Annotated in this window: 28 protein-coding genes and 1 other RNA gene; 13 read left to right on the forward strand and 16 right to left on the reverse strand. The window is 61.6% G+C overall.

The genetic code is table 11. The annotated features are described in order from the left end of the window. Positions 1-96 precede the first annotated feature (96 nt). The 8 genes from FYK34_RS07220 to FYK34_RS20445 all read right to left on the reverse strand — a co-directional run bounded on the left by FYK34_RS07220 (position 97) and on the right by FYK34_RS20445 (position 5,250). Positions 97-597 carry a phosphatidylglycerophosphatase A family protein gene (locus FYK34_RS07220; RefSeq protein WP_149295731.1) on the reverse strand — a complete coding sequence of 167 codons (501 nt, stop codon included), beginning with the start codon at positions 595-597 and terminating at the stop codon, positions 97-99. Next, positions 581-1,531 (reverse strand): thiamine-phosphate kinase, encoded by a 951-nt coding sequence (gene thiL, locus FYK34_RS07225; RefSeq protein WP_149295732.1) that lies wholly within the window; start codon positions 1,529-1,531, stop codon positions 581-583. Before thiL ends, FYK34_RS07220 begins: the two co-directional genes overlap by 17 nt. Before the next feature lie 69 nt (positions 1,532-1,600). Then, entirely contained in the window at positions 1,601-2,050 is a 450-nt protein-coding gene (gene nusB, locus FYK34_RS07230; RefSeq protein ID WP_149295733.1) for a transcription antitermination factor NusB, read from the reverse strand. A 69-nt stretch (positions 2,051-2,119) separates the two neighbouring features. Beyond that, the gene (ribH, locus tag FYK34_RS07235) at positions 2,120-2,587 is read right to left on the reverse strand and encodes a 6,7-dimethyl-8-ribityllumazine synthase (RefSeq protein ID WP_149295734.1); all 468 of its coding nucleotides are present in this window, start codon (positions 2,585-2,587) and stop codon (positions 2,120-2,122) included. A 61-nt stretch (positions 2,588-2,648) separates the two neighbouring features. Next, on the reverse strand, positions 2,649-3,857 hold the full coding sequence (gene ribBA / locus FYK34_RS07240; RefSeq protein WP_407923595.1) for a bifunctional 3,4-dihydroxy-2-butanone-4-phosphate synthase/GTP cyclohydrolase II: 1,209 nt from the start codon (positions 3,855-3,857) through the stop codon (positions 2,649-2,651). Next, the gene (locus FYK34_RS07245; RefSeq protein ID WP_149295736.1) at positions 3,802-4,464 is read right to left on the reverse strand and encodes a Dph6-related ATP pyrophosphatase; all 663 of its coding nucleotides are present in this window, start codon (positions 4,462-4,464) and stop codon (positions 3,802-3,804) included. The genes ribBA and FYK34_RS07245 overlap by 56 nt, the downstream gene beginning before the upstream one ends. Beyond that, positions 4,461-5,078: a riboflavin synthase subunit alpha gene (locus FYK34_RS07250; RefSeq protein WP_149295737.1), complete on the reverse strand. Its 618-nt coding sequence runs from the start codon at positions 5,076-5,078 to the stop codon at positions 4,461-4,463. Before FYK34_RS07250 ends, FYK34_RS07245 begins: the two co-directional genes overlap by 4 nt. Before the next feature lie 31 nt (positions 5,079-5,109). Further along, the gene (locus FYK34_RS20445; RefSeq protein WP_168209673.1) at positions 5,110-5,250 is read right to left on the reverse strand and encodes a hypothetical protein; all 141 of its coding nucleotides are present in this window, start codon (positions 5,248-5,250) and stop codon (positions 5,110-5,112) included. Between FYK34_RS20445 and FYK34_RS07255 the strand changes: the two genes are divergently transcribed. From FYK34_RS07255 to FYK34_RS07265, 3 genes are all read left to right on the forward strand, one after another. Continuing rightward, on the forward strand, positions 5,249-6,859 hold the full coding sequence (locus tag FYK34_RS07255; RefSeq protein WP_149295738.1) for a peptide chain release factor 3: 1,611 nt from the start codon (positions 5,249-5,251) through the stop codon (positions 6,857-6,859). The two genes, FYK34_RS20445 and FYK34_RS07255, sit on opposite strands and share 2 nt — an antisense overlap. A 7-nt stretch (positions 6,860-6,866) precedes the next feature. Then, on the forward strand, positions 6,867-7,715 hold the full coding sequence (locus tag FYK34_RS07260; RefSeq protein WP_149295739.1) for a mechanosensitive ion channel family protein: 849 nt from the start codon (positions 6,867-6,869) through the stop codon (positions 7,713-7,715). A gap of 67 nt (positions 7,716-7,782) precedes the next feature. Next, positions 7,783-8,439, forward strand: coding sequence for a TetR/AcrR family transcriptional regulator (locus tag FYK34_RS07265; RefSeq protein ID WP_149295740.1), 657 nt, complete (start codon positions 7,783-7,785; stop codon positions 8,437-8,439). A 52-nt stretch (positions 8,440-8,491) separates the two neighbouring features. On the opposite strand, the gene FYK34_RS07270 is transcribed toward FYK34_RS07265, so the two are convergent. Then, the gene (locus tag FYK34_RS07270; RefSeq protein WP_149295741.1) at positions 8,492-8,845 is read right to left on the reverse strand and encodes a hypothetical protein; all 354 of its coding nucleotides are present in this window, start codon (positions 8,843-8,845) and stop codon (positions 8,492-8,494) included. A gap of 349 nt (positions 8,846-9,194) precedes the next feature. Continuing rightward, positions 9,195-10,400, reverse strand: coding sequence for an amino acid aminotransferase (locus tag FYK34_RS07275; protein WP_149299849.1), 1,206 nt, complete (start codon positions 10,398-10,400; stop codon positions 9,195-9,197). A 263-nt stretch (positions 10,401-10,663) separates the two neighbouring features. Between FYK34_RS07275 and FYK34_RS07280 the strand changes: the two genes are divergently transcribed. Continuing rightward, entirely contained in the window at positions 10,664-10,942 is a 279-nt protein-coding gene (locus FYK34_RS07280) for a hypothetical protein (protein ID WP_149295742.1), read from the forward strand. A gap of 41 nt (positions 10,943-10,983) precedes the next feature. On the opposite strand, the gene FYK34_RS07285 is transcribed toward FYK34_RS07280, so the two are convergent. Both FYK34_RS07285 and argE read right to left on the reverse strand, forming a co-directional pair. After that, positions 10,984-12,351, reverse strand: a complete 1,368-nt coding sequence (locus FYK34_RS07285; protein ID WP_149295743.1) for a sodium-dependent transporter — start codon at positions 12,349-12,351, stop codon at positions 10,984-10,986. 143 nt (positions 12,352-12,494) lie between these two features. Beyond that, positions 12,495-13,655, reverse strand: coding sequence for an acetylornithine deacetylase (gene argE / locus FYK34_RS07290; RefSeq protein ID WP_149295744.1), 1,161 nt, complete (start codon positions 13,653-13,655; stop codon positions 12,495-12,497). A 144-nt stretch (positions 13,656-13,799) separates the two neighbouring features. On the opposite strand from argE, the gene ffs reads away from it, so the two are divergent. Together ffs and FYK34_RS07300 are read left to right on the forward strand one after the other, a co-directional pair. Then, an RNA gene (gene ffs, locus FYK34_RS07295) (signal recognition particle sRNA small type) lies at positions 13,800-13,898 on the forward strand. A 261-nt stretch (positions 13,899-14,159) separates the two neighbouring features. Further along, positions 14,160-14,483, forward strand: coding sequence for a helix-turn-helix domain-containing protein (locus FYK34_RS07300; RefSeq protein WP_043577324.1), 324 nt, complete (start codon positions 14,160-14,162; stop codon positions 14,481-14,483). A 93-nt stretch (positions 14,484-14,576) separates the two neighbouring features. Here the strand turns inward: FYK34_RS07300 and FYK34_RS07305 are convergent, their stop codons facing one another. After that, positions 14,577-15,029: a universal stress protein gene (locus tag FYK34_RS07305; protein ID WP_149295745.1), complete on the reverse strand. Its 453-nt coding sequence runs from the start codon at positions 15,027-15,029 to the stop codon at positions 14,577-14,579. Between the two features lie 132 nt (positions 15,030-15,161). On the opposite strand from FYK34_RS07305, the gene FYK34_RS07310 reads away from it, so the two are divergent. The 4 genes from FYK34_RS07310 to xerC all read left to right on the forward strand — a co-directional run bounded on the left by FYK34_RS07310 (position 15,162) and on the right by xerC (position 17,844). Beyond that, a complete protein-coding gene (locus FYK34_RS07310; RefSeq protein WP_149295746.1) occupies positions 15,162-15,590 on the forward strand; it encodes an acyl-CoA thioesterase in 429 nt (142 codons plus the stop codon). Between the two features lie 18 nt (positions 15,591-15,608). Further along, positions 15,609-16,022: a TerB family tellurite resistance protein gene (locus tag FYK34_RS07315; protein WP_149295747.1), complete on the forward strand. Its 414-nt coding sequence runs from the start codon at positions 15,609-15,611 to the stop codon at positions 16,020-16,022. A 69-nt stretch (positions 16,023-16,091) separates the two neighbouring features. Continuing rightward, a complete protein-coding gene (locus tag FYK34_RS07320; protein WP_149295748.1) occupies positions 16,092-16,940 on the forward strand; it encodes an AAA family ATPase in 849 nt (282 codons plus the stop codon). A 1-nt stretch (position 16,941) separates the two neighbouring features. Further along, positions 16,942-17,844, forward strand: coding sequence for a tyrosine recombinase XerC (xerC, locus tag FYK34_RS07325; protein WP_149295749.1), 903 nt, complete (start codon positions 16,942-16,944; stop codon positions 17,842-17,844). Positions 17,845-17,846: 2 nt separating this feature from the next. Here xerC and FYK34_RS07330 read toward each other — a convergent pair whose 3' ends face one another. The 3 genes from FYK34_RS07330 to orn form a co-directional block, all read right to left on the reverse strand. Beyond that, positions 17,847-18,347 (reverse strand): CinA family protein, encoded by a 501-nt coding sequence (locus tag FYK34_RS07330; protein WP_149295750.1) that lies wholly within the window; start codon positions 18,345-18,347, stop codon positions 17,847-17,849. After that, positions 18,337-19,989 (reverse strand): glucose-6-phosphate isomerase, encoded by a 1,653-nt coding sequence (gene pgi, locus FYK34_RS07335; RefSeq protein ID WP_149295751.1) that lies wholly within the window; start codon positions 19,987-19,989, stop codon positions 18,337-18,339. The genes FYK34_RS07330 and pgi overlap by 11 nt, the downstream gene beginning before the upstream one ends. Before the next feature lie 82 nt (positions 19,990-20,071). Then, the gene (gene orn, locus FYK34_RS07340; protein ID WP_149295752.1) at positions 20,072-20,617 is read right to left on the reverse strand and encodes an oligoribonuclease; all 546 of its coding nucleotides are present in this window, start codon (positions 20,615-20,617) and stop codon (positions 20,072-20,074) included. Between the two features lie 79 nt (positions 20,618-20,696). Between orn and FYK34_RS07345 the strand changes: the two genes are divergently transcribed. The 3 genes from FYK34_RS07345 to rsgA are packed head-to-tail and all read left to right on the forward strand — an operon-like array spanning position 20,697 to position 23,127. Further along, the gene (locus tag FYK34_RS07345; protein ID WP_149295753.1) at positions 20,697-21,944 is read left to right on the forward strand and encodes a M48 family metallopeptidase; all 1,248 of its coding nucleotides are present in this window, start codon (positions 20,697-20,699) and stop codon (positions 21,942-21,944) included. Beyond that, complete coding sequence (locus FYK34_RS07350) at positions 21,941-22,267, forward strand: 4a-hydroxytetrahydrobiopterin dehydratase (RefSeq protein WP_149295754.1); 327 nt, start codon at positions 21,941-21,943, stop codon at positions 22,265-22,267. Before FYK34_RS07345 ends, FYK34_RS07350 begins: the two co-directional genes overlap by 4 nt. Then, complete coding sequence (rsgA, locus tag FYK34_RS07355; RefSeq protein WP_149295755.1) at positions 22,264-23,127, forward strand: ribosome small subunit-dependent GTPase A; 864 nt, start codon at positions 22,264-22,266, stop codon at positions 23,125-23,127. The genes FYK34_RS07350 and rsgA overlap by 4 nt, the downstream gene beginning before the upstream one ends. Positions 23,128-23,148: the final 21 nt, after the last annotated feature.

The following is a 23,148-nucleotide window of genomic DNA, read 5'->3' on the forward strand; positions in this document are numbered from 1 at the left end:
GGCAAGATGGCGGCGACCGCCTCCCAAGCGCCAATCACTTTATATCCGAATTGTAACGATTTTAGCGCTGCCGCGGCAGTCGAGAACGCTTCGCAATCAGCGCCAAATCCAATATTGCACCGCCAGAGCGAACCAGGCGGCGATCACATCGTCCACCATCACGCCGAAACCGCCGCCCACGCGCGCGTCGAACCAGCGTATCGGCCACGGCTTGACGATGTCGAACAGGCGAAACAGGGCAAAAGCCACCAACCAACCCAGCCAGCTGGCCGGCGCGAAGGCCAGCACCAGCAGCATGCCCACCACCTCGTCCCACACGATGCCGCCGTAGTCGTGCACGCCCAGCGCCTTGCCGGTGACGTCGCAAACGTAAACGCCGATCAGAAACAGCGGCAGGCACAAGGCCGTCAACGTCCATCCGGTGACGCCCAACGCATGCAGCGGGAAAAACAGCGGAAAAGCCACCAAGGTGCCCCAGGTGCCGGGCGCCTTGCGCATCAGGCCGCTGCCGAAGCCGAAGGCCAGCAGATGAGCCGGGTTGCGCAACAAAAAACGCCAGTCTGGCTGGAGTTTCAGAGTTTCAGCCGAAGTGGTCATAACCTTCCTTGTCCAGTTTCACTTGTCCCCCGGCCGCGTCCAGCAGGCGCGCGCCCCGCCCCGCCAGCACGCGGCCGATGCGGGCCACGCGGCAGCCGCAGTCCGCCGCGGCGGCCTCTATGGCAGAGCGTTGCGCGGGGGGCGCGGTGAACACCAGTTCATAATCGTCGCCGCCGGCGGCCAGGCAGGACAGGAATTCCGCCCGCCTCGCCTCCAGCGCCGGATGCGAGGGCAGCGCGTCCGCCCAGACTTCCGCCGCCACGGCGGACTCGTCCAGAATATGCCCCAGGTCCGCCAGCAGGCCGTCCGACACGTCGGCTGCCGCATGCGCCAGCGGCAGCAGCGCCGCGCCCAGCGCCAGACGCGGCTCGGGGTATTCGAGTTTGTGTTGGGCGGCGGCCAACAGTTCCGCGTCGTTTACATTCAGCCAGCCCAGACGCTGGCGCACCGCCAGCGCGCCCAGGCCCAGCTCGCCGGACACCCAGACGTCGTCTCCAATCTGCGCGGCGGCGCGGCGCAAGGCCCGGCCGGCCGGCGCCTCGCCCAGAATCGTGACCGACAGCGTCAGCGGACCGCAAGTGGTGTCGCCGCCGATCAGCTCCACGCCGTGCGCGTCAGCCAAGGCGAAAAAGCCCGCGGCGAACTCGGCCGCCCAAGCCTCGTCCGCCCTGGGCAGGGCGAGAGACAGCAAGGCCCAGCGCGGGCGCGCGCCCATCGCCGCCAGATCCGACAGATTGACCGCCAGGGTCTTATGGCCCAGCGCGCGCGGCGCGACATCGGCGAAGAAATGCCGCCCCTCCACCAGCATGTCCACCGACATGTGCAGATCATGACCTGGCGCAGGCCGCACGATGGCCGCGTCGTCGCCCACGCCCAGCACGGCGGACGGCGACGGGCGCTTGAAATATCGGCCTATCAATTCAAACTCGTTCATGGCCCCTCACGCAAAAACACCCGCCGGGGCGGGTGTCGTCGATGGCGGCACGCCGCGCGGCGCGGTCGCTCAGTCCTGTTTGCGGCGCTGTTTCTGCGCCAGCACTTCGTCGCCGCGCACGTCGGCGGCCAGCTTGTCCAGCACGCCGTTGACGAATTTATGGCCGTCGGTGCCGCCGAAAGTCTTGGTGATTTCGATGGCTTCGTTGATGATCACCGGGTACGGCGTTTCCGGGCTCTGCGTCAGTTCCAGCGCGGCCATCAGCAGCACGGCGCGTTCCACCGGGCTCACTTCGTCCTCGGCGCGCTCGTAGTAGCGGCTGACCTGGGCGGACAGTTGCTCCACGTCCTTCAGCACGCCATACAGGATGCCGCGGAACAGGGCCTCGTCGGCCTTGGCGAAGTATTCGTTCTCGCGCAGGTGTTTTTCGATCAGCGAAGCCGGGCGATCCGGGTTCAGTTCCCATTCGTAGATGCCTTGCACGGCGAATTCACGGGCGCGGCGGCGAGCGGTTTTCATGGTGGCGATTCCTTGGAAAGAACAAGGGAAGCGCGCAGGCGCCTCCCTATGATGGCTGGCGGCGGAAAATCAGCCGCGCAGCGCTTTGTGCAGATTAGCCATCTCCACCGCGACGCGGGCGGCGTCGGCGCCCTTTTCCTGCATGCGGACTTCCGCCTGCTCGTCGTTCTCGGTGGTCAGGATGGCGTTGGCGACCGGAATGTCGAAGTCCAGGCCGACGCGGGTGACGCCGGCGCCGGATTCGTTCGATACCAGTTCGAAATGATAGGTTTCGCCGCGGATCACCGCACCCAGCGCCACCAGCGCGTCGAAACGGCCGGTTTTAGCCATGGTCTGCAGCACCAGCGGGGCTTCCAGCGCGCCCGGCACGGTGGCCAGGGTCACGTCGCCGGCTTGCACGCCCAGCGCGGCCAGCTCGGCCAGGCAGGCGTCGCGCAGGCCGTGGCAGACCGGGGTGTTGAAACGCGCCATCACGATGCCGATTTTCAGGCCCTTGCCGGACAGATTGGGTTCGATACGCTGGATAGCTTCAAGCATGGGGTAGTCCTCGCGGCGAAAACACTAAGGAAAGCCGGCAATTGTAGCGCAAGCGCGGCGATTAAGCCACGCCCGGACCGCCTTCGCCATCGACATGGAAATGATGCGGCTGGCAGAAGCCCGTCACTTCCAGCTCGAACCCGGTCATGGACGGCAGGCTGAGCGGACTGGACATCAGCTTCATTTTGCCCACGCCCAAGGCCTTCAGCATCTGCGCGCCGATGCCGAAGGTCTTGCTGTCCCACTTCTGCCGAGGCGCCTCTTGGCCCAGGGCGCGCTGCGCCAGATCCGCGCCGGTTTCGTCGCGGTACAGCAGCACCACCACGCCGCAGCCCTCTTCCTCTATGGTTTCCAGCGCATTGGGCAGGGTCCACGAGTGATGGCTGCACAAAGGCGCCAGCATGTCGATGACGGACAGCGGCTCATGCACCCGCACCAGGGTGTCGCGGTCGGCGCGGATTTTGCCCTTGCTCAGCGCCAGGTGAGTGGCGGAGGTGGTGATGTCGCGGAAGACGTGCAGATCGAAGCTGCCGAACGGCGTATCGACCTCGCGCTCGCCCACCTTCTCCACCAAGGATTCGGTGCGGCTGCGGTACTGGATCAGATCGGCGATGGTGCCTATCTTCAGGCCATGCGCCTCGGCGAACTGCAGCAGCTCCGGCAGGCGCGCCATGGTGCCGTCGTCGTTCATGATCTCGCAGATCACGCCAGCCGGCTCCACGCCGGCCAGCATGGCCAGGTCGCAGCCGGCCTCGGTATGGCCGGCGCGCACCAGCACGCCGCCGTTCTGCGCCTTCAGCGGGAAAACGTGGCCCGGCTGCACCAAGTCGCTGGCCTTGGCCAGGCGGGCGACGGCGGTCTTGATGGTCAGCGCGCGGTCGGCCGCGGAAATGCCGGTGGTCACGCCCTCCGCCGCCTCGATGGACACGGTGAAGTTGGTGCCGAAGCTGGTGCCGTTATTGGTCGCCATCATCGGCAGGTTCAACAGCTTGCAGCGCGCTTCGCTCAGGGTCAGGCAAATCAGGCCGCGGCCGTGCTTGGCCATGAAGTTGATCGCTTCCGGCGTGACGAACTCCGCCGCCATCACCAGGTCGCCTTCGTTCTCGCGGTCTTCCGCGTCCATCAGCACCACCATCTTGCCGGCCTGAATGTCGGCGATGATGTCTTGAATCGGGGATATGGCCATTGCTTCTTCCTTTGTCGCTTCGCCCGTTCTACGCGGGCAACAGATCCAGCGCCCGGTATTCGCCGAGCTTCGCCACGTCACCATCGCGCAGCGACAGCGGCTTATTGAACAAGGGACCGTCCACCACCAGGGTGTGGAACTCGCCCGCCTCGCCGCAGGGATCGACCCCCTCGGCCAGCATCTCGTCTATCAGCGCCGCGTCGAACACGCGGCCCAGCCATTTTTCATCTATCAGCTTGGTGTTGACCATCACGATGCGGGCGACGAAACCCGCCGCGACGAATTCCCGCGCCAGCTCCGCCCTGGCCTCTTGCCACAAGGGCAGAATCGCCTGCAAACCGGCCTCGGCGCACACCTGCTCTTCCCATTCGCGGTGCGCGTCCAGATCAATGTCGCCAAACACCGCCGCCTGACAACCATCCGCCGCGGCCGCGCGCAATTGCGCCACGAAAACTTCGCGGTAGCCGCTCCAGCTGGCGCGGCCTAATCTTTGCGGCAAGCCCAAGGCCTCGGCCTGCAAGGCCAAGACTTCCGGCCGCACGCCATGCGAGCGCGAACGCTCGCCGCCCTCGTCCAGCATGGTCAGCAGCGCTACAGGCTTGACCCCGGCGCGCACCGCGCGCCACAGCGCGAGGCAGCTGTCTTTGCCGCCGCTCCACGAAGCCAGCGCGGGCACGCCGGCCAAGCTCATGCGGCCGTCCCGCGCTGCGCCAGCACGCGTTCCACGGTATCCACGATGGCCTGGGTCTGCGGATCGATCTCGATATTGATCGCATCGCCCGGCTGGCGGCCGGCGATATTGGTGCGCGCCAGCGTTTCCGGAATCAGGTGCACGCAGAAGCGTCGGCCATCCACCGTACCTACCGTCAGACTGATGCCGTCGATGCCGATATAGCCCTTGGCGAACACGTATTTTTCCAGCCCGGCCGGCAGCTCGAACCAGATGGTGCGATTATTGGGCGATTCAATCACTTCAAGCACCGTCGCCAGCCCCATCACATGGCCGGACATGGCATGGCCGCCGATGTCGTCGCCGAACTTGGCCGCGCGCTCTACGTTTACGCCGTCGCCGGCCTTCAGCGCGCCCAGATTGGTGACGCGCAGCGTTTCTTGCATCAGGTCGAAGTGGGCCAGATCGCCATCCACGCGGGTAACGGTCAGGCAGCAGCCGTTATGGGCCACGGAGGCGCCCAATTGCAGCCCCGGCAGCATGGCTTGCGGCAGACGGACGATGTGGGTGCGGAAATCCTGCTTTTCTTCGATGGCGACCACTTCGGCCACGCCCTGGACGATACCGGTAAACACGCAGACACTCCCTCAATGCGACTGAATCCTGTCATTGTACCCCGCGGCCGCCCAGGCCGTCGCCATATTCGCTATCGCCAGGCTGACCGAAAAAGGCTTCAGAACAGGATTTCCGCGGCGCGGCAAGTCCGGTAAAATGGTCGGCTTTATCGAATTTCAAGCCTTCGCCCATGTCCGCCGATCTCGCCCGCATTGCCGAAGAAGTCGCGCATCGCCGCACCTTCGCCATCATTTCCCACCCTGACGCCGGTAAAACCACGCTGACGGAAAAACTGCTGCTGTTCTCGGGCGCCATCCAGATGGCCGGCACCGTGAAGGGCAAGAAAGGCGGCAAGTTCGCCACCTCCGACTGGATGGAAATCGAAAAGCAGCGCGGCATTTCCGTCGCGTCGTCGGTGATGCAGTTCGATTACCGCGACCACGTGGTGAACCTGCTGGACACCCCGGGCCACCAGGACTTCTCCGAGGACACCTACCGCGTGCTGACCGCCGTGGACAGCGCGCTGATGGTGATCGACGCCGCCAAGGGCGTGGAAGAGCAGACCATCAAGCTCTTGAATGTGTGCCGCCTGCGCAATACGCCCATCGTCACCTTCATGAACAAGTACGACCGCGAAGTCCGCGACAGCCTGGAGCTGCTGGACGAAGTGGAAAACGTGCTGAAGATACGCTGCGCGCCCATCACCTGGCCCATAGGCATGGGCAAGACCTTCCGCGGCGTGTACAGCCTGCTGAACGACGAAGTCATCCTGTTTGAAGCCGGCAGCGAGAAGCTGATCACCGACATCGAAGTGATCAAGGGCATAGACAACCCACGCTTGGACGAGCTGTTCCCGCTGGAGATGGACAATCTGCGCATGGAGATCGAACTGGTCAAGGGCGCGTCCAATGAGTGGAATCTTGAAGAATTCCTGGCCGGCGAGCTGACCCCGGTGTTCTTCGGCTCCGCCATCAACAACTTCGGCGTGCGCGAAATCCTCGACGCGCTGATCAATTGGGCGCCGGCGCCGCAAGAACGCGACGCCACCGTGCGCAGCGTGGACCCGACGGAAGCCAAGTTCTCCGGCTTCGTGTTCAAGATCCAGGCCAATATGGACCCCAAGCACCGCGACCGCATCGCTTTCTTGCGCGTGTGCTCCGGCCAGTTCGAGCGCGGCATGAAGATGAAGCACCTGCGCCTGAATCGCGACATCGCCGCCTCATCCGTGGTGACCTTCATGTCGCATGACCGCGAGATCGTGGAAGAGGCCTTCGCCGGCGACATCATCGGCATCCCCAACCACGGCAATATCCAGATCGGCGACAGCTTCTCCGAAGGCGAAGAGCTGGCCTTCACCGGCATTCCGTTCTTCGCGCCGGAACTGTTCCGCTCCGTGCGCATCAAAAATCCGCTGAAGCTGAAGCAGCTGCAAAAAGGCCTGCAACAGCTGGGCGAAGAAGGCGCGGTGCAGGTATTCAAGCCGCACAGCGGCGGCGACCTGATCCTGGGCGCCGTGGGCGTGCTGCAGTTCGAAGTGGTGGCCAGCCGCCTGGCGGCGGAATACGGCGTGGACGCCATGTTCGAATCCGCCAGCATCTGGTCCGCGCGCTGGTTCAGCTGCGACGACCGCAAGAAACTGGACGAATTCGTCAAGGCGCTGCAGATGAACATCGCCACCGATGCCGGCGGCAACCTGGCCTACCTCGCGCCCAACCGCGTCAACCTGCAGCTGACGCAGGAGCGCTGGCCGGACATCGTGTTCCACGAAACGCGCGAACACGCCGTCAAGCTGAACGATTGATAGGACTATGCGCACCTTCCTCGATCTGATCGCCTACCTGCGGGAAAACTACTCGCACGAAATCGTCCGCTCGCTATTGCTGATCCTGACGCTGCTGATCACCCGCGTCGTGGTCGACCGCTTGCTGGCGGCGAGCAGCGGCGTGCCGATCGAGGAGCGCCGCCGCTGGTCCATCAATACCCGCAACGGCCTGTTCCTGGCCGGCCTGGCCGGCATCGGCTTCATCTGGGCCAACGAGCTGCAGACCCTGGCCGTCTCCATGTTGGCCTTCGCCGCCGCGCTGATCCTGGCCACCAAGGAGCTGATCATGTGCCTGTCCGGCGGCGTGGTGCGACAAATGTCAGACAGCTACAGCCTGGGCGACCACATCGAGATCGGCGCGGTGCGCGGCCGCGTGGTGGACATCGGCCTCTTGTCCACCACCGTGATGGAAATCGGCCCCAATCACAGCTCCCACCAGATGACCGGACGCGCGCTGACCTTCCCGAACAGCCTGCTGCTGTCGACGCCGGTGATACGGGAAAACTATATGGGCGAATACGTGATGCACATCATCACCGTGCCGCTCGCCTACACCGTGCCGCCAGCACTGGCCGAGCGCATGCTGATGGAGGCGGCGGAAAGCAATTGCCTGCCTCATATCGAGTCCGCCCGGCTACACATGGAAGACATGGCCAAACGCTATCTGGTGGACATTCCATCGGTGGAGCCGCGCATCTCCCTCCAGCCGATCGATGAAAAAAGCTATCGTTTGATCTTGCGCATCGCCATCCCGGCGCGAGACAGGCAACGTGCGGAACAGGCCATCCTGCATCAATTCATGGCCAGCTGCTATCCTGCGGCTGCCGAGCAATGAAATAGAGCAACAGCTCCAAACATCGTATACAATTGCGCTACGCCAAGCCATCACCAGCCAGTGGATCATGAGCAAAACTCGAATCAAGACCTACGACCGCATCATCCAAGAAAGCCTCAAGCTGTTCAACGAACAAGGCGAGCGCAGCATCACCACCAACCACATCGCCGCTCACCTCGGCATCAGCCCCGGCAACTTGTACTACCACTTCCGCAACAAGGAAGAGATTGTTTATCAGATTTTTCTGATGTATCGCGAGTTCATCAATCAACGGCTGGCCGTGCCGGAAGACCGCAAGATGACGGTGGACGATCTGGTCAACTATCTGGATACCGCCTTCCTGGCCATGTGGCAGTTCCGCTTCATGTTCTATGATTTGCCCGGCTTGCTGGCGCGCAATCCGCAGATGCAGTCCGAGTACCACCAGTTTGTGAATACCGAGCTGAAAAACATCCTGGGCGAACACTTCCGCGAATTCATCCGTCTGGGCCTGTTGAAGATGGATGAGGATGACATCGAAGCCGTCAGCGTCAACATTTGGCTGGTGGTGAAGTTCTGGTTCGCCTTCGAGCAGACCTCGCGCCCCAAGGCACCCATTACCGAGGAATCCGGCCACCGCGGCGTATTGCAAGTGCTGGCGCTGCTCAAGCCCTACGTGCAGCCCGAGTACATGCACGCTTATCGCTCGCTATACGAGCGTCACACCCCGCAAAAGACGGCCTAAACGACAAAGCCACCCGCAAGGGTGGCTTTGTCTTGGCGCAACGATCAGCGCTTCAGGCGGCCTGCGCAGTGCCAGGCACCAGATAGTCGCCCAACTCGCCGGAGGCGAGCAAATCGCGCAAGAAATTGCCCGGCTTGGAACCGGCGTATTCCACCTGGCAGCCACTGCGGTTGGCAACCGCGCCATCTGCGCACACTTCCATCTCCGCCTCCAGATTCCACAAGACGGAAGGCGCATCCGGGTCCACCGGCTCCATCGACACGGTCAGCCGATAGCGTCCATCGCGGGAGTACACATCCAGCAAGCCCAGCAGCCCCAAGTTATTGCGGACATCCGCATCGTCCGCGTCAAAAGCCCCTGCAGCAACGGCCTGCAGAACCAGCACTTCAGGAAAAGTCTTAGTCATGGCATCTACCCCGAGGGTTTCCCCTCCTTAGCAAACTATTGGATTATTGTAATTGCCAACATGAAACAAACTCATGAGAGACAACCCGACATTCATTGATGTCTGGTCTCATCATCCGCACATTTGCCCGGCCAGACAATGCCTCACTAGGGAAAACCCGCACTTATCGCGTTAGAACTGTACTTTCGGACACAAGGCATATTGCTCGCATGTCACACCGCCCATTCGGAAATGACAACGGCAACACAAATTCATAAAAATCATTCATAAACGTCAATTTATCAGCCTTTTTGCAAAAGAAAAGCCCCGGCAAGCCGGGGCGGGACAATGGCTGATTCGGCCGCGGTGATCAGCCCAACACCTTGGCAATGGCTGCCGCTACATAGTCGACATTCTTGCTATTCAGGGCCGCCAGACAGATGCGCCCGGTGGAAACCGCATAGATGCCGAATTCCTCGCGCAGGCGATCCACTTGAGCCGCCGTCAGGCCGGTATAAGAGAACATGCCGCGCTGAGCCGTAATGAAGGAAAAGTCGACACTGACGCCCTGCGACCGGATCGACTCCAGCAATTTCAAGCGCATGGCGCGAATACGGTCGCGCATGCCCGCCAGCTCATCTTCCCACTGCTGGCGCAAAACCGGGCTGGACAAGACAGCGGCGACGATAGCCGCCCCGTGAATCGGCGGATTGGAATAGTTGGTGCGGATCACGCGCTTCAATTGCGACAGCACGCGCGCAGACTCATCCTTGGAGGCGGTGACGATGGAAAGCGCGCCGACGCGCTCGCCGTACAAGGAGAAGCTCTTGGAAAAAGAGCTGGCCACAAAGAACTGCAGGCCGGAAGCCGCGAACATGCGCACCGCCAATGCATCGGCATCGATGCCATCGGCAAAGCCCTGGTAAGCCATGTCTAGGAAAGGCACCAGACCGCGCTCGCGGCAAACGGACACCACCTCTTCCCATTGCGCCGGTGATAAATCGGCGCCAGTAGGGTTATGGCAGCAAGCATGCAGCACAATGATGGAGCCGGCAGGCAGCGCGGCCAGGCAGGCCTTCATCTCAGCGAAAGCCACCCCACGGGTGGCCGCCTCGTAATACGGGTAGTTCTCGACCTCGAAACCCGCCGACTCGAACAGGGCGCGGTGATTTTCCCAAGAGGGATCGCTGATATAGACCTTTGCCGCAGGATCCAGACGCTTCAGGAAGTCAGCGCCTATCTTCAAGGCTCCCGTGCCGCCGAGGGCCTGCGCCGTCACTACGCGGCCTTCAGCCAGCAGCTCGCTATCGGCGCCAAGCAACAGCTTCTGCACTGCGGCATCGTATGCGGCAGAACCTTCGATGGGCTGATAGCCTCGGGCAGGCAAGGCCTCCAGCCTGGCCTTCTCGGCCGCTTGCACTGCCGCCAGCAGCGGAATTTTGCCGTTATCGTCGGAATATACGCCGACGCCAAGATTCACCTTGGTGCAGCGAGCATCGGCATTGAAAGCCTCGTTCAGGCCGAGAATGGGATCGCGCGGGGCCAGCTGCACGCCGGCGAAAATCGAAGAAGTCATACCAGGCTCCATTGCTTTGCAAATGCGCCGACGCCTCGGCGCCGACCATAGAATCTTTATTGCGCTGTTGCCTTTCGAAGGCAAGGTGTTCACTGTCGAACAACAGTCTACCATGGCATCACCTAAGGGCAAGCCGCCACGCCTAGACAAAACGGCAGGATATTGCGCCTGAAATGCCGGCCATCCACTATGATGGCAGGACTCAGCCGTAAATTCGCCCATTTTTGAACCAGCTAGCCGTTTCAAGCCACAGGGAGGCAAACATGAAAAAAAGCATCCTGTTGTTCTGGCCATCATTCATCATCGCCATGCTGGCCACTGTCGTTTTCTACTCCGTGTTCGATCCCGCAGAGTTGACGCTGCACGGGCATGCGCTCTTCTCGGACAAGCTGACGGCCTACTCCGTTTTCATGCTCATCAGTTGGGCCTTCGGCGCGCTGAACACCTCCATCGTGCTGCTGCTGGAGAAAAGCGCGCGCGATATCAACGGCTTCACGCCGCCACCCGTGGTCAGCGGAGACGAAGACGGATCGCTCTCCTGACATAAAGAAAGGGCCGGATATCGAATCCGGCCCATCCCGCCTTAGAACACCTTCAAACCCTTCAGCATCACCACCAGAATCAAGGCCGGCGATACGATACGTACCACGAAGAACAAAGGCTTCAACAGGGTTTCGTTGGACAAGACGCCGCCATTGCTCAAGGCGTCGCGGAAGCGTTCATACTTCCACACCCAGCCCGTGAACAGGCACAGGAAAATACCGCCCAGCGGCATCAGCACATTCGAGGTGAGGAAGTCGAACAGATCAAACAGCGTCATGCCAAAAATCTTGACATCGGCAGTCAGGCTATTGGACAACGCACAGCCGGAACCCACCACCGCCAGCAGCAGCAGATTAATGACCGTGGACTTGACCCGGCTGATGCCGAAGCGCTCGCTCAGCACCGAAACCGGCACCTCCAGAATGGACAGCATGGCGCCGGTGGCGGCGATGGCGGTCAGCACGAAGAACACCACCATGAACACATGGCCCAGCGGCATGCTGGCGAACACGGCGGGAATGGTGATGAACAGCAGCGATGGCCCTGCCGCCGGCTGGAAACCGAAGGCGAATACCGCCGGAAAGATGGCAATGCCGGCCAGCAGCGATACAAACAAGTCGGCGCACATCACACGGAAAGTCGTGGCCGGAATATTCTGATCGTCACGGAAGTAACTGCCGTAAGTAATCATGGTGCCCATGCCGATGGACAGCTTGAAAAAGGCCAGCCCTACCGCCGTCAGCATGACCGCCGGCGTGATTTTGGAAAAGTCGGGCGTGAACAAAAAGGCCAAGCCCTGGCTTGCGCCCGGCAGCATCAGGCTGCGCACGCCAATCAGCACCAGCAGCACAAACAGCAGCGGCATCAGCTTCTTGGTCACCGCCTCAATGCCCTTGGATACGCCCAGCAACAGAATGCCGCCGATCAAGGCCAACACCGCCCACTGCCACAGCAGCGACTGCTTGGGGTCCGCAATCAAGGCGGAGAAGGCGCCAGAGGTCACCTTGGGGTCGCGCGACAGGATCTCGCCGCCTATCGCCTTGAAGATGTAGGCAAATACCCAGGCAGCCACCTCGGAATAAAACGCCATGATCAGGAAGGCGGAAAACACGCCGAAGGCGCCGATCAACCACCAGGGCTGCCCCTTGGGCGCCAGCGTCGCCAGCGTCGTCACCGCGTCGCGCTTGGCCTTGCGGCCCAGCATGATCTCGGAAATCATCACCGGCAGCCCCACCAGCAGCGTCGCCAGCACGTAGACCACCAGAAAACCGGCACCGCCATTGGTGCCGGTCAGATATGGGAATTTCCAGATATTGCCCAAGCCCACCGCCGACCCCAGCGTCGCAGCCAGCACGCCGAAGCTGGAAGTAAAGCCGTCACGCGCCTTGGGCGCTCCACCCGATCTCATTTTGTCCTGACTCATTGTTGTTCTCTCTACCACATATGAAAAACCCGCGCGGAGGTCGTCCGGGCGGGCTCTCTTTGACCTTCGTTGCTACAAGGGCAAGATTTTGACGCTTAACGCTGATGCAGGCAAAACATTTTTCAAGCTTATTTGATTAACTTGCAAGCCAACTCACCCAGCCAGTCATAGCAAGCACGCAGCTGGGCAATCTCGATGTACTCATCCGGCCGATGCGCCTGCTCGATCGCCCCAGGACCCAGCACCACGCAAGGCATTCCGGCCTGACTGAACAATCCGGCTTCCGTGGCATACGCCACGCCAGCCCCGCCTTCGCAACCGCACAGGCTGGCCACATAGCGGCGGATATCCGAGTCAGGATCCGACTCGAACGCAGGGCTGTACACGCAGGGCTCGATGGCGATATCGGCTTCCGGCGCGATGGCGCGCATTTCCGCCAACAAGGTATCGGCGTAATCCGACACGGACGCCACCAGCCGCTGCGGATCATCCCCAGGCAGCCAGCGGCATTCGAACATGAACTCGCAATCCGCAGGGACAATATTGCACGCCACTCCGCCCTGAATCAGCCCAGTCTGCATCGTAGTGAACGGCACATCATATAATGGCTGTTGCGCCCCAAAAGCCGCCTCAGCGTCGGCCAGCTTGCGGATGTGCGTAATCAGCTTCGCCGCATATTCAATGGCATTCACGCCGCGCGGCGTCAGCGATGAATGCGCCGCCCGCCCCTTGACCCGGCATCGGTAGTGCGCAATGCCCTTGTGCGCGATCACTGGGCGCATGGACGTGGGCTCGCCGATCAGACAGCCGGCAATGGACTCTCCCGCCTCCAGCAGGTCATCAATCAACCTACCCACGCCCACGCACCCCACTTCCTCATCGTAGGACAAGGCAATGCCCACGCCCTGCTTCAGCTTGTCCTCTTGCGCCAACTGCACGAACAACGGAACCCGGGCCAACACGCAGGCGATGAAACCCTTCATGTCCGCGCTGCCGCGGCCATACAGCCGCCCATCGCTATTGTCGGTCAGTTCAAAAGGCGGGAAGCTCCATTCCTGCCCATCCACCGGCACCACGTCGGTATGGCCGGACAGCACGATCAGCGGCAGCTCCGGCTTGCCGATGCGTGCGAACAGGTTCGCCTTGGACTTGTCGTCGTTGTAGGTCAGCCTGCAGCCCAGGCCCATGCCGGCAAGATAGCCGCGCACCCACTCAATCAATTTCAGATTGGAGTAACGGCTGGTGGTATCAAAACGAATCAGTTCGGCAAGCAGTTCTGTATGAGTCATGTTGCACCCAGGATTGGAAGATGGCTGACAAGCAGTCTGCATGCGCCGCCGCCGTCCGACAATAGCCCCCGCGGCCTCTGCCCAGCTTCTGCATAAAAATGCTTGTCAATTACCAGAATATTGAATACAATCCGTTTTCTCTATGGCGGGCCTCCCCGCATTGCACGGTAGCGAACCTGGTCAGGTCCGGAAGGAAGCAGCCACAGTTATTTAGTGCAAGTGCCGGGGGTCAGGCTCGCCACCCCTCCCTCCCAGTTTGTTGTCAAGTTGATTGCGAATTTGCGACACCTAGCTCCATTGTTGCGTCGACTTCACAAAATACCATTGTCCTTGACGATTAGATTGCGCTAACATTAGCAAAACTGAATTTTCAAATTCATGGAACTTCACTAATTTCCCTGCATCATAAATATTCCTGTTGGATTTTTTTTGCTATTTTTAGTAAGCAGGGCGAAGTCCAAAAAACTATTAGAACCATTTGTTTCAGATACGAGAGGAACACTCATGAAACTGTTTGAAAAAATCCCGAATCCCCGGGAAATCCGCCGCAAACTCGGCCTGAACCAGCAAGAGTTCTGGAGCCGCATCGGCGTCACCCAGTCCGGCGGCTCCCGCTACGAAAGCGGCCGCAACATGCCGAAACCGGTTCGCGAACTGCTGCGCCTGGTACATGTCGAGCAAATCGACCTGTCCAAGGTCCGCCGCGAAGATTTCGAGATCGTGGAATATCTGAAGGAAACCCACCCCGATCTGTACAAGAGCCTGCGCAAAGCCGTGCGCACCAAGATCGAGGCTCAAGAAGGCGGCGCCGAAGCCACCGCCGGCTGATAGCGTCAGTCAGCACAATAAAGCCGACCCGGATCTCCGGGTCGGCTTTATGTTTTCCTGTCTAGCGCACCCGGCATCCGCAGGCCGCCCGCCTCATTCCTCGCCGGAGTAGCGAACCAACAGCACCGGCACATCCGCCACCTTCAGCAGCCCCTCCGCCACACTGCCCATCAGCAGATGCATCAGCCCACCCAAACCATGCGTCCCCATGACGATCAGATCCGCCCCCCAGGCGCCGGCATCATCAGCCAGCACCGAGGCAATCTTGTCACCCCAGCTCTCAAGAATCCGGCACTCCGGCTCCACGCCCAACTCCCTGGCCTTGTCTCCCGCCTGCTGCAGCACCTGCTCGCCCGCCTGCTTGATCGACTTCTGCAATTCCGTCGCATCCAGAAACTCCGTCCCGCCCCACCCAAACTGGGCCAGATCGACGACATGCACCAGCCGGACGATGGAGGCGAACTCCTTGGCCAGCTTGCAGGCTTCCATCAACGCCATCGCGGATGTGTCGCTATCATCCACCGGCACAAAGATTTTCTGATACATGGCATGCAGCTCCTCTATGAAATTGGCTTACACTCCCAGTCTATCAAGACCCCATGCATGATGTTTGACACAGGTTAGATCCCCTAGACATTTACGCAAGGTCCGCTCCCCACCTACCCAGTATAACAAGCCATGCCACGCATCAAACTTGAACTTCCCGCTCACTTTCCCTTTGCCACCGAACTAGAGGTTCGCATTGGCGACATCAACTACGGCGGCCACCTGGGCAATGACGCCGTGCTGCGCCTGGCGCACGAGGCCAGGCTGCGCTGGCTGAAATCGCTTGGCTATCCTGACGAACTGCACGTGGAGGGACTGGGCCTCATCGTGGCCGACGCCGCAGTGTGCTACCGCGCCGAGGCATTTCATGGCGACCGCTTGCAATTCCGCCTGGCGCCCGCCCACCCGAACCGCTACGGACTCGACCTGATTTATCAAGCAGTCGATGACAACAGCGGCAAAGAAGTGGCAAGATTGAAAACCGGTGTCGTCTTCTTCGATTACCAGGCGCGCACTGTCGCCGCCATGCCGGAAGCCTTTTCCGGCAAGCTCCGCCAATAGCAAAAAAGGAATGGCGCCATGAGAAATTATTCACCCAATAGCCCAGAGGCGATGGCCAGGCTGCTGGCCATGTTCATGATCACCGACGGCAATATGGACCCGCGCGAACTGGAGCTACTGGAAAAGCTGCACGTCTACCATCTGATCAACCTGCCGCGCAAACAGTTTGCCCAAGTCCTGCGCGACTATTGCGACGACCTCTCCGACGAAGCGGAGGAGGATGGCTCCATCCACCTGCTTGACCGCGAACGCGTGGACAGCCTGCTGGCCGAGGTCAGCGACCACCGCAAACGCATCCTGACCTGCGTGCTGGCCATGGATATCGCCAAGTCCGACGGCACCATCAGCGACAGCGAAATGGCCCTGCTCAGTCACATGATGAAAAGCTGGAATATCAGCCTGGACGATCTGGAACGAGAGTTTGCCCGCTGATCGCCCAGACGGGCGGCCAGGCAAGGGCCGCCCTCTCCCCCAAACCGACACCCCAAGATTTGCACATAGATGAATACCCGTTTCACCGGCACCGAGCGCTATATCGCCACCGACGACCTGATGATGGCCGTCAACGCCTCCATCACCCTGCAACGCCCGCTGCTGATCAAGGGCGAACCCGGCACCGGCAAAACCATGCTGGCCGAGGAAGTCGCCGCCAGCCTGGGCCGCGAGCTGATCGTCTGGCCGATCAAGTCCACCACCAAGGCCCAGCACGGCCTGTACGAATATGACGCCGTCTCGCGGCTGCGAGACTCCCAGCTGGGCGACGCCAAGGTGCGCGACATCGCCAACTACATCGTCAAGGGCAAACTGTGGCAGGCCTTCGAGGCGGACACCGCGCCGGTGCTGCTGATAGATGAAATCGACAAGGCTGACATCGAGTTTCCCAACGACCTGCTGCGCGAGCTGGACCAAATGGAGTTCTTCGTGCACGAGACGCAACAATTCGTACGCGCCAGGCAGCGCCCCATCATCATCATCACATCGAATAATGAAAAGGAGCTGCCGGACGCCTTCCTTCGCCGCTGCTTCTTCCATTACATCCGCTTCCCCGACGCCGAGACCATGCAAAGCATCATCGACGTCCATTTCCCCCATATCCGCGAGGAACTGGTCAAGCAGGCGCTGGAGGTGTTCTTTTCCATTCGCGAGCTGCCCGGCCTGAAGAAAAAGCCGACCACCTCCGAGCTGCTGGACTGGCTGAAGCTGCTCGTCGGCGAGAATATCGGAACCGAAGAACTGGCCGGCCACCAAGAACGCAATGCGCCGCCGCCCTTGGCCGGCGCCCTGCTGAAGAACGAACAGGACCTGCAACTGTTCGAACGCCTGATGCAAATGGCTCGATTGCGGCGCTGACATGGACGAGGCCGCGCGCTTCATTGCACATCTCGCCGTTGCCGGACGCAGTCAGCATACGCTGGCCGCCTACCGCGCGGACCTGGAGATCCTGGCCAGTCAACTGGCGCCAACGCCCCTGCCCGCAGCCCAAGCCCTCCACCTGCGCAAAGCATTGGCTCGCCTGCACGCCAGCGGCTTGAGCAGCCGCAGCCTGGCCCGCCGCCTATCCTCCTGGCGCCAGTTCTATCATTGGCTGCAGCAGAATGGGCTGCGCGGAGACAACCCCGCCAGCGCGCTTCACGCGCCCAAAAGGGACAAGCTGCTGCCCAAGGCATTGCCGGTGGACGCCGCCGCGGCGCTGCTTGACCGCATGGCGGGCGATGACGGGCTGGATGTGCGCGATCGGGCCATCTTCGAGCTGATCTACAGCTGCGGCCTTCGCCTAGCGGAAACTGTGGGACTCGATCTGGCGGACGTGGATTTTTCCGATCAACTGCTGCGCATCCGCGGCAAGGGCGCCAAGGAGAGACTGGCGCCGATCGGCGCGGAGGCCCTGCGCAGCTTGCAGACATGGCTGGCGGCGCGCCAAGCCAGCCCGGACGAGCCTGCGCTATTTGTAGGGCGCCGCGGCAAGCGGCTGGGCGGACGCCAGATCGAAAAGCGCCTGCGCGACTGGGCGATCAAAACCGGCGCCAGCCAGCATGTGCATCCGCACATGCTGCGCCACTCCTTCGCCTCCCACCTGCTGCAATCATCCAGCGACCTGCGCGCGGTGCAGGAGCTGCTGGGACACGCCAACCTGTCCAGCACCCAAATCTACACCGCGCTGGACTTCCAGCACTTGGCCAAGGTGTACGACCACGCGCACCCACGGGCCAGCCGCAAGACTGCCTCCCAGCAGGACGAGCCGGAAGCGGATTGATCTCAGGCGGCCCGCAGGTGGCCATGCACGCGCGTCAGCAGCTGCGACAGCGCCTCTTCCACCGACTGCCTGCGCACCGCCTCGCGATCCCCGCCAAAATGACAGCGCCAGGCCTCGGTCTGCCCGCCCGGATGCGCAATGGCCAGCCAGACTAGGCCTACCGGCTTTTCCGGCGAACCGCCATCCGGCCCGGCGATGCCGGACACGGCCACCGCCCAGTCCGCCGCAGCCAGCGCCTGCGCGCCGGCCGCCATTTCCCGCACCACCTGTTCGCTGACCGCGCCATGATCCATCAGCGACGACGCCTGCACGCCCAGCAACTGCTGCTTGGCCTGATTGCCATAGCTGACCACGCCATGGCTGAACCAGGCGGAGCTGCCCGGTATGTCGGTAATGGCTGCCGCGATCATGCCGCCGGTGCAGGATTCCGCGGTGGCGATGCTTTCGCCGCGAGCGAGCAGCACGTCGCCCAGTTCCGCGGCCAGTTGTCTGCTATTTGCCATGACGTTCCCTGTAATGCCTGATCAGGCCGTTGGTGGAGCTGTCGTGCGCCAGCTGGCCGGCACCGTCAGCCAACTCGGGCAGAATGCGGCGCGCCAGCTGCTTGCCATACTCCACGCCCCACTGATCAAACGAGTTGATACCCCAGATCACCCCTTGCACGAAGACCTTGTGCTCGTACAACGCCATCAGCATGCCCAGACGGTATGGCGTCACCTTGTCCAGCGCCAGCGTATTGGACGGCTGGTTGCCGGGAAACAGTTTCTGCGGCAGCAGCATGTCCAGGGCCTCGCCGGACAGGTGGCTCAACTCCTGCATCGCCTCCGCCTCGCGCTTGCCGCGCATCAGCGCCTCGGTCTGCGCCAGGCAATTGGCCACCAGAACATCGTGCTGCTCGCCCAGCGGATACTGGCTGTTCAGCGGCAGGATGAAATCGCACGGCACCAGCCGCGTGCCTTGATGCAGCAACTGGAAGAATGCATGCTGGCTGTTGGCGCCCTCCTCGCCCCAGATCACCGGCCCGGTGTCGAAATCGACAGCCTCGCCGTAACGCCCCACGCGCTTGCCGTTGGACTCCATGTCCAGTTGCTGGATATGGGCCGGCAACCGTCGCAGGCCGTGATCGTAAGGCATGATGGCATGAGTATGCGCCTGATAGAAGGTGTTGTACCAGATGCCTATCAAGGCCAGCAGAACCGGCATATTGGCCTGGAACGGCGCTTCGAAAAAGTGGCGATCCATGGCGTGGCCGCCATCCAGAAAGTCCCGGAAATGCTCGTAGCCGATGGCGAGCATGACGGGCAGGCCAATGGCTGACCAGACGGAATAGCGGCCGCCCACCCAGTCCCAGAAACCGAACATATGCGCCGGATCGATGCCAAAAGCCTTGACCGCCGGCTCATTGGTGGAAACGGCGACAAAGTGGCGCGCGATGTCGGCCTCCGTGGCCGCCTGCAAGAACCAGGCACGCGCCGCCTGCGCGTTCAGCAGCGTTTCCGGCGTGGTGAAGGACTTGGAGGCGACGATGAACAAAGTGGTGGCCGGGTCCAGCTTTTGCAGCGTGCGCACCAGGTGCTGGCCATCGACATTGGAGACGAAGTGCACATTCAATTCGGCGTGGGCATAGACGGACAGCGCCTCCTTGACCACCAGTGGCCCAAGATCCGAACCGCCTATGCCCAGATTGACGACGTCCCGGATGCGCCTGCCGTCAAGGCCCAGCCAGGCGCCGCTGCGCACCTGCTCGCTGAAGACCCGCATCCGCTGCAGCACGGCATGTACCTCGGCCACCACATCTTGGCCATCCAGCGTCAAACTGGCGTCGGCAGGCAAACGCAACGCGGTGTGCAGCACCGAACGGTTTTCACTGACGTTGATGCGCTCGCCTTGGCGCATCCTGGCCATCCACCCCTTGAGGTCGGCCGCCGCCGCCAGTTCGAACAATAGCTCCAGCGTGCGCTCGGTGATGCGATTCTTGGAGTAATCCAGCAACAAGCCGTCCAACTCCAAGGAAAAGCGCTGAAAGCGCTGCGGATCCAGGTCGAACAACTCGCGCATGTGCATATGGCGCGTCGCGCGCTGGTGCTGGTGCAGCTTGGCCCAGATCGGAGAGGAATTGATGTCGATGTGGCGGTGTGCGGCCATGTTTTCTGCCGATGGAATACGAATGGTGAAAAAACAGGGGCCGCCTCAAGCAGGCCGCCCCGACGGATGCGCGGGCGCGCCGTTATAGCTTCAGGAAATGCTCGCGGTAGTAGCGCATCTCCTCGATGGACTCGAGGATGTCGGCCAGGGCCTCATGCTTGCCGCGCTTGACCACGCCCTTCGCCACTTCCGGCTTCCAGCGCTTGCACAGCTCCTTCAGCGTGGACACGTCCAAGTTGCGGTAGTGGAAGTAGGCCTCCAGCCTGGGCATCCAGCGCGCCATGAAGCGGCGGTCTTGGTGGATGGTGTTGCCGCACATCGGCGTGACGCGCTCCGGCACGTATTGCGCCATGAAGTCCAACAGGATCCGCTCCGCCTCGGCCTCGCTCACCGTCGAGTTCTTCACTTTTTCGATCAGGCCGCTCTTGCCGTGCGTATTCTTGTTCCAGTCGTCCATCGCATCCAGCACCGCGTCCGGCTGATGCACCACCAGCACCGGCGACTCCGCCAGCACATTGAGCTGGCTGTCGGTGACGATCATCGCCACTTCGATGATGCGGTCGGCGTCAGGATTCAGGCCCGTCATTTCCATATCGAGCCAGATGAGGTTATTGGTATCTTGTGCCATACTATTCAATCTTGAGTAAACCCTCCCATTTTCCTTCATTGCCGCCGTTGCGGCAAACTCGACACCCATACCGACATCCATGACCGAGGCATTTTCCATATTGTTCGCCATCGCGCTGGCGCTGACGCTGAGCCTGAAACTGTGGCTGGGCGGGCGCCACATCCGCCATATCGCCCTGCGCCGCCCTGAAGTCCCGGCCGCTTTCCGCGACAGCATCACCCGGGAACAGCATCAGCACGCCGCCGATTACACCATCGCCAAAACCAAGCTGGGCCTGCTGTCCGCCTGGGTGGACACCGCCCTGATCGCGGCCCTCACCTTCGGCGGCGGGCTGCAATGGCTGAGCCTGCACACCATGCAATGGTTCGCCGCGCCGCTGCTGTCCGGCCTGGCCCTGATCGTGGCGGTCAGCGTCATCAGCAGCCTCGTTTCGCTGCCATTCAGCCTGTATGGCACTTTCGGCATCGAGACGCGCTACGGCTTCAACAAGATGACCTTCGCGCTGTTTCTGGCCGATCAGATCAAAGGCCTGCTGCTGGGCGCGGCCATCGGTCTGCCGCTGGTGGCGCTGGTGCTGTGGCTGATGGACATATCGGGGCCGCTATGGTGGCTGTGGGTCTGGCTGGTCTGGTCCGCCTTCCAGCTGCTGATGTTGGCCGTTTTCCCGACGGTGATCGCGCCGCTGTTCAACAAGTTCCAGCCGCTGCAAGACGAGGCGCTGAAGGCCCGCATCGAATCGCTGCTGCAAAGAGCCGGCTTCAAGAGCCAAGGCGTATTCGTGATGGACGGCTCTCGCCGCTCCAGCCACGGCAACGCCTATTTCACCGGCTTCGGCGCCGCCAAGCGCATCGTCTTCTTCGACACCCTGCTGTCGCAACTGAGCCATGACGAAATCGAGGCCGTGCTGGCGCACGAACTGGGCCATTTCAAACGCAGGCACATCCTCAAGCGCATCGCGATGGCGTTCGGGCTGTCGCTGCTTCTGCTCTGGACCTTGGGCCAATTGCTGCACGCGCCCTGGTTCTACCTGGGACTGGGCGTGGCCGCCCCCAGCACCGCAATGGCGCTGATCCTGTTCTTCATGGCGATCCCGGCCTTCACTTTTCCGCTGACGCCGCTGTCCAGCCTGATGTCGCGCCGGCATGAATATGAGGCTGACGACTTCGCCGCCGAGCATACGCGTGCCGACGACCTGATTTCCGCGCTGGTCAAGCTATACCGCGACAACGCCTCCACCTTGACGCCAGACCCGATCCATTCCACCTTCTACGATTCGCACCCGCCCGCCGCGCTGCGCATCCAACATCTGAGAGGAAACCAAGCATGAACCTGCTGGAGCTGTCCTGCACGCCGCAACACGGCGAAAGCCCGCTGGCCGACCACACCGTCAAGCAACTGCTGTCCACCCTGCCCGGCTGGCAAATCGTCGGCATCGAGCTGAACAAGACTTTCCATTTCGCCAATTATCACGAGACCATGGCCTTCGTGAACGCGCTCGCCTGGATCGCCCACCAGGAAGATCATCACCCCGACCTGTCGGTGCATTACAATCGCGCTGTGGTGAACTTCAGCACCCACGACGCCGGCGGCCTGACGCTCAACGACTTCATCTGCGCGGCCAAGACCGAAGCCCTGCTCAAGCGCCCATGACAGCCAGAGTAGGACAGATCATCCGCAGCCATGGCCGCCGCTTCATCGTCGAAGCCGATGGCCAAGTTTACGACTGCACCACCCGCGGCAAGCGTGTCGACTACGCCTGCGGCGACATCGTCGACATCCTGATCCAGAATCAGGAACAGGCTGTGATAGAACGTGCCCATGAGCGCCGCAGCCTGCTGTATCGCCAGGACGACTGGAAAACCAAAGTCATTGCCGCCAACGTCACGCGCATCCTGTTCGTGATCGCCGCCGTGCCCTCCCCGAGCGAGGAATTGCTGGGACGCTGCCTAATCGCGGCGGAGGCCGGCGACATCGAGCCCGTCATCGTCGTCAATAAGTGCGATCTGCCGGAAACCGCCACGCTGCTGGGAAAATTGCAACTGTATGTGAATCTTGGCTACCAACTGGTTACATTGTCCGCCAAGCAGGACTTCAGCCCGTTGCAACCCTTGCTGCGCGGGCATACCAGCGTGCTGGTGGGACAGTCTGGCATGGGCAAGTCCACACTGACCAACGCGCTCCTGCCCGCAGCCAACGCGCGCATCGGCGACATCTCCACCGCCCTCGATTCGGGCCGCCACACCACCACGCACGCCACCCTCTACCACCTTGATGCGGACAGCCAGCTGATCGACTCCCCAGGCCTGCAGGAATTTGGCTTGAAACATCTGCAAGCAGCGGATTTGGTGCATTATTTCCCGGAGATGCGCCGGTATATTGGACAGTGTCGTTTCCATAACTGCACACACCGAGTCGAACCTAACTGTGCGATCATGAACGCTGCGGAAATCGGCGAAATCAGCGCGCACAGACTGTCCTTATTGCAGCGCCTGACGCTGGAGCTGGGCTGAGCGAAATGTAAATCAGGAAGC

Origin of the sequence: Chromobacterium paludis (assembly GCF_008275125.1) — a bacterium.
In the GTDB taxonomy this organism is placed as follows: Bacteria; Pseudomonadota; Gammaproteobacteria; order Burkholderiales; family Chromobacteriaceae; genus Chromobacterium; species Chromobacterium paludis.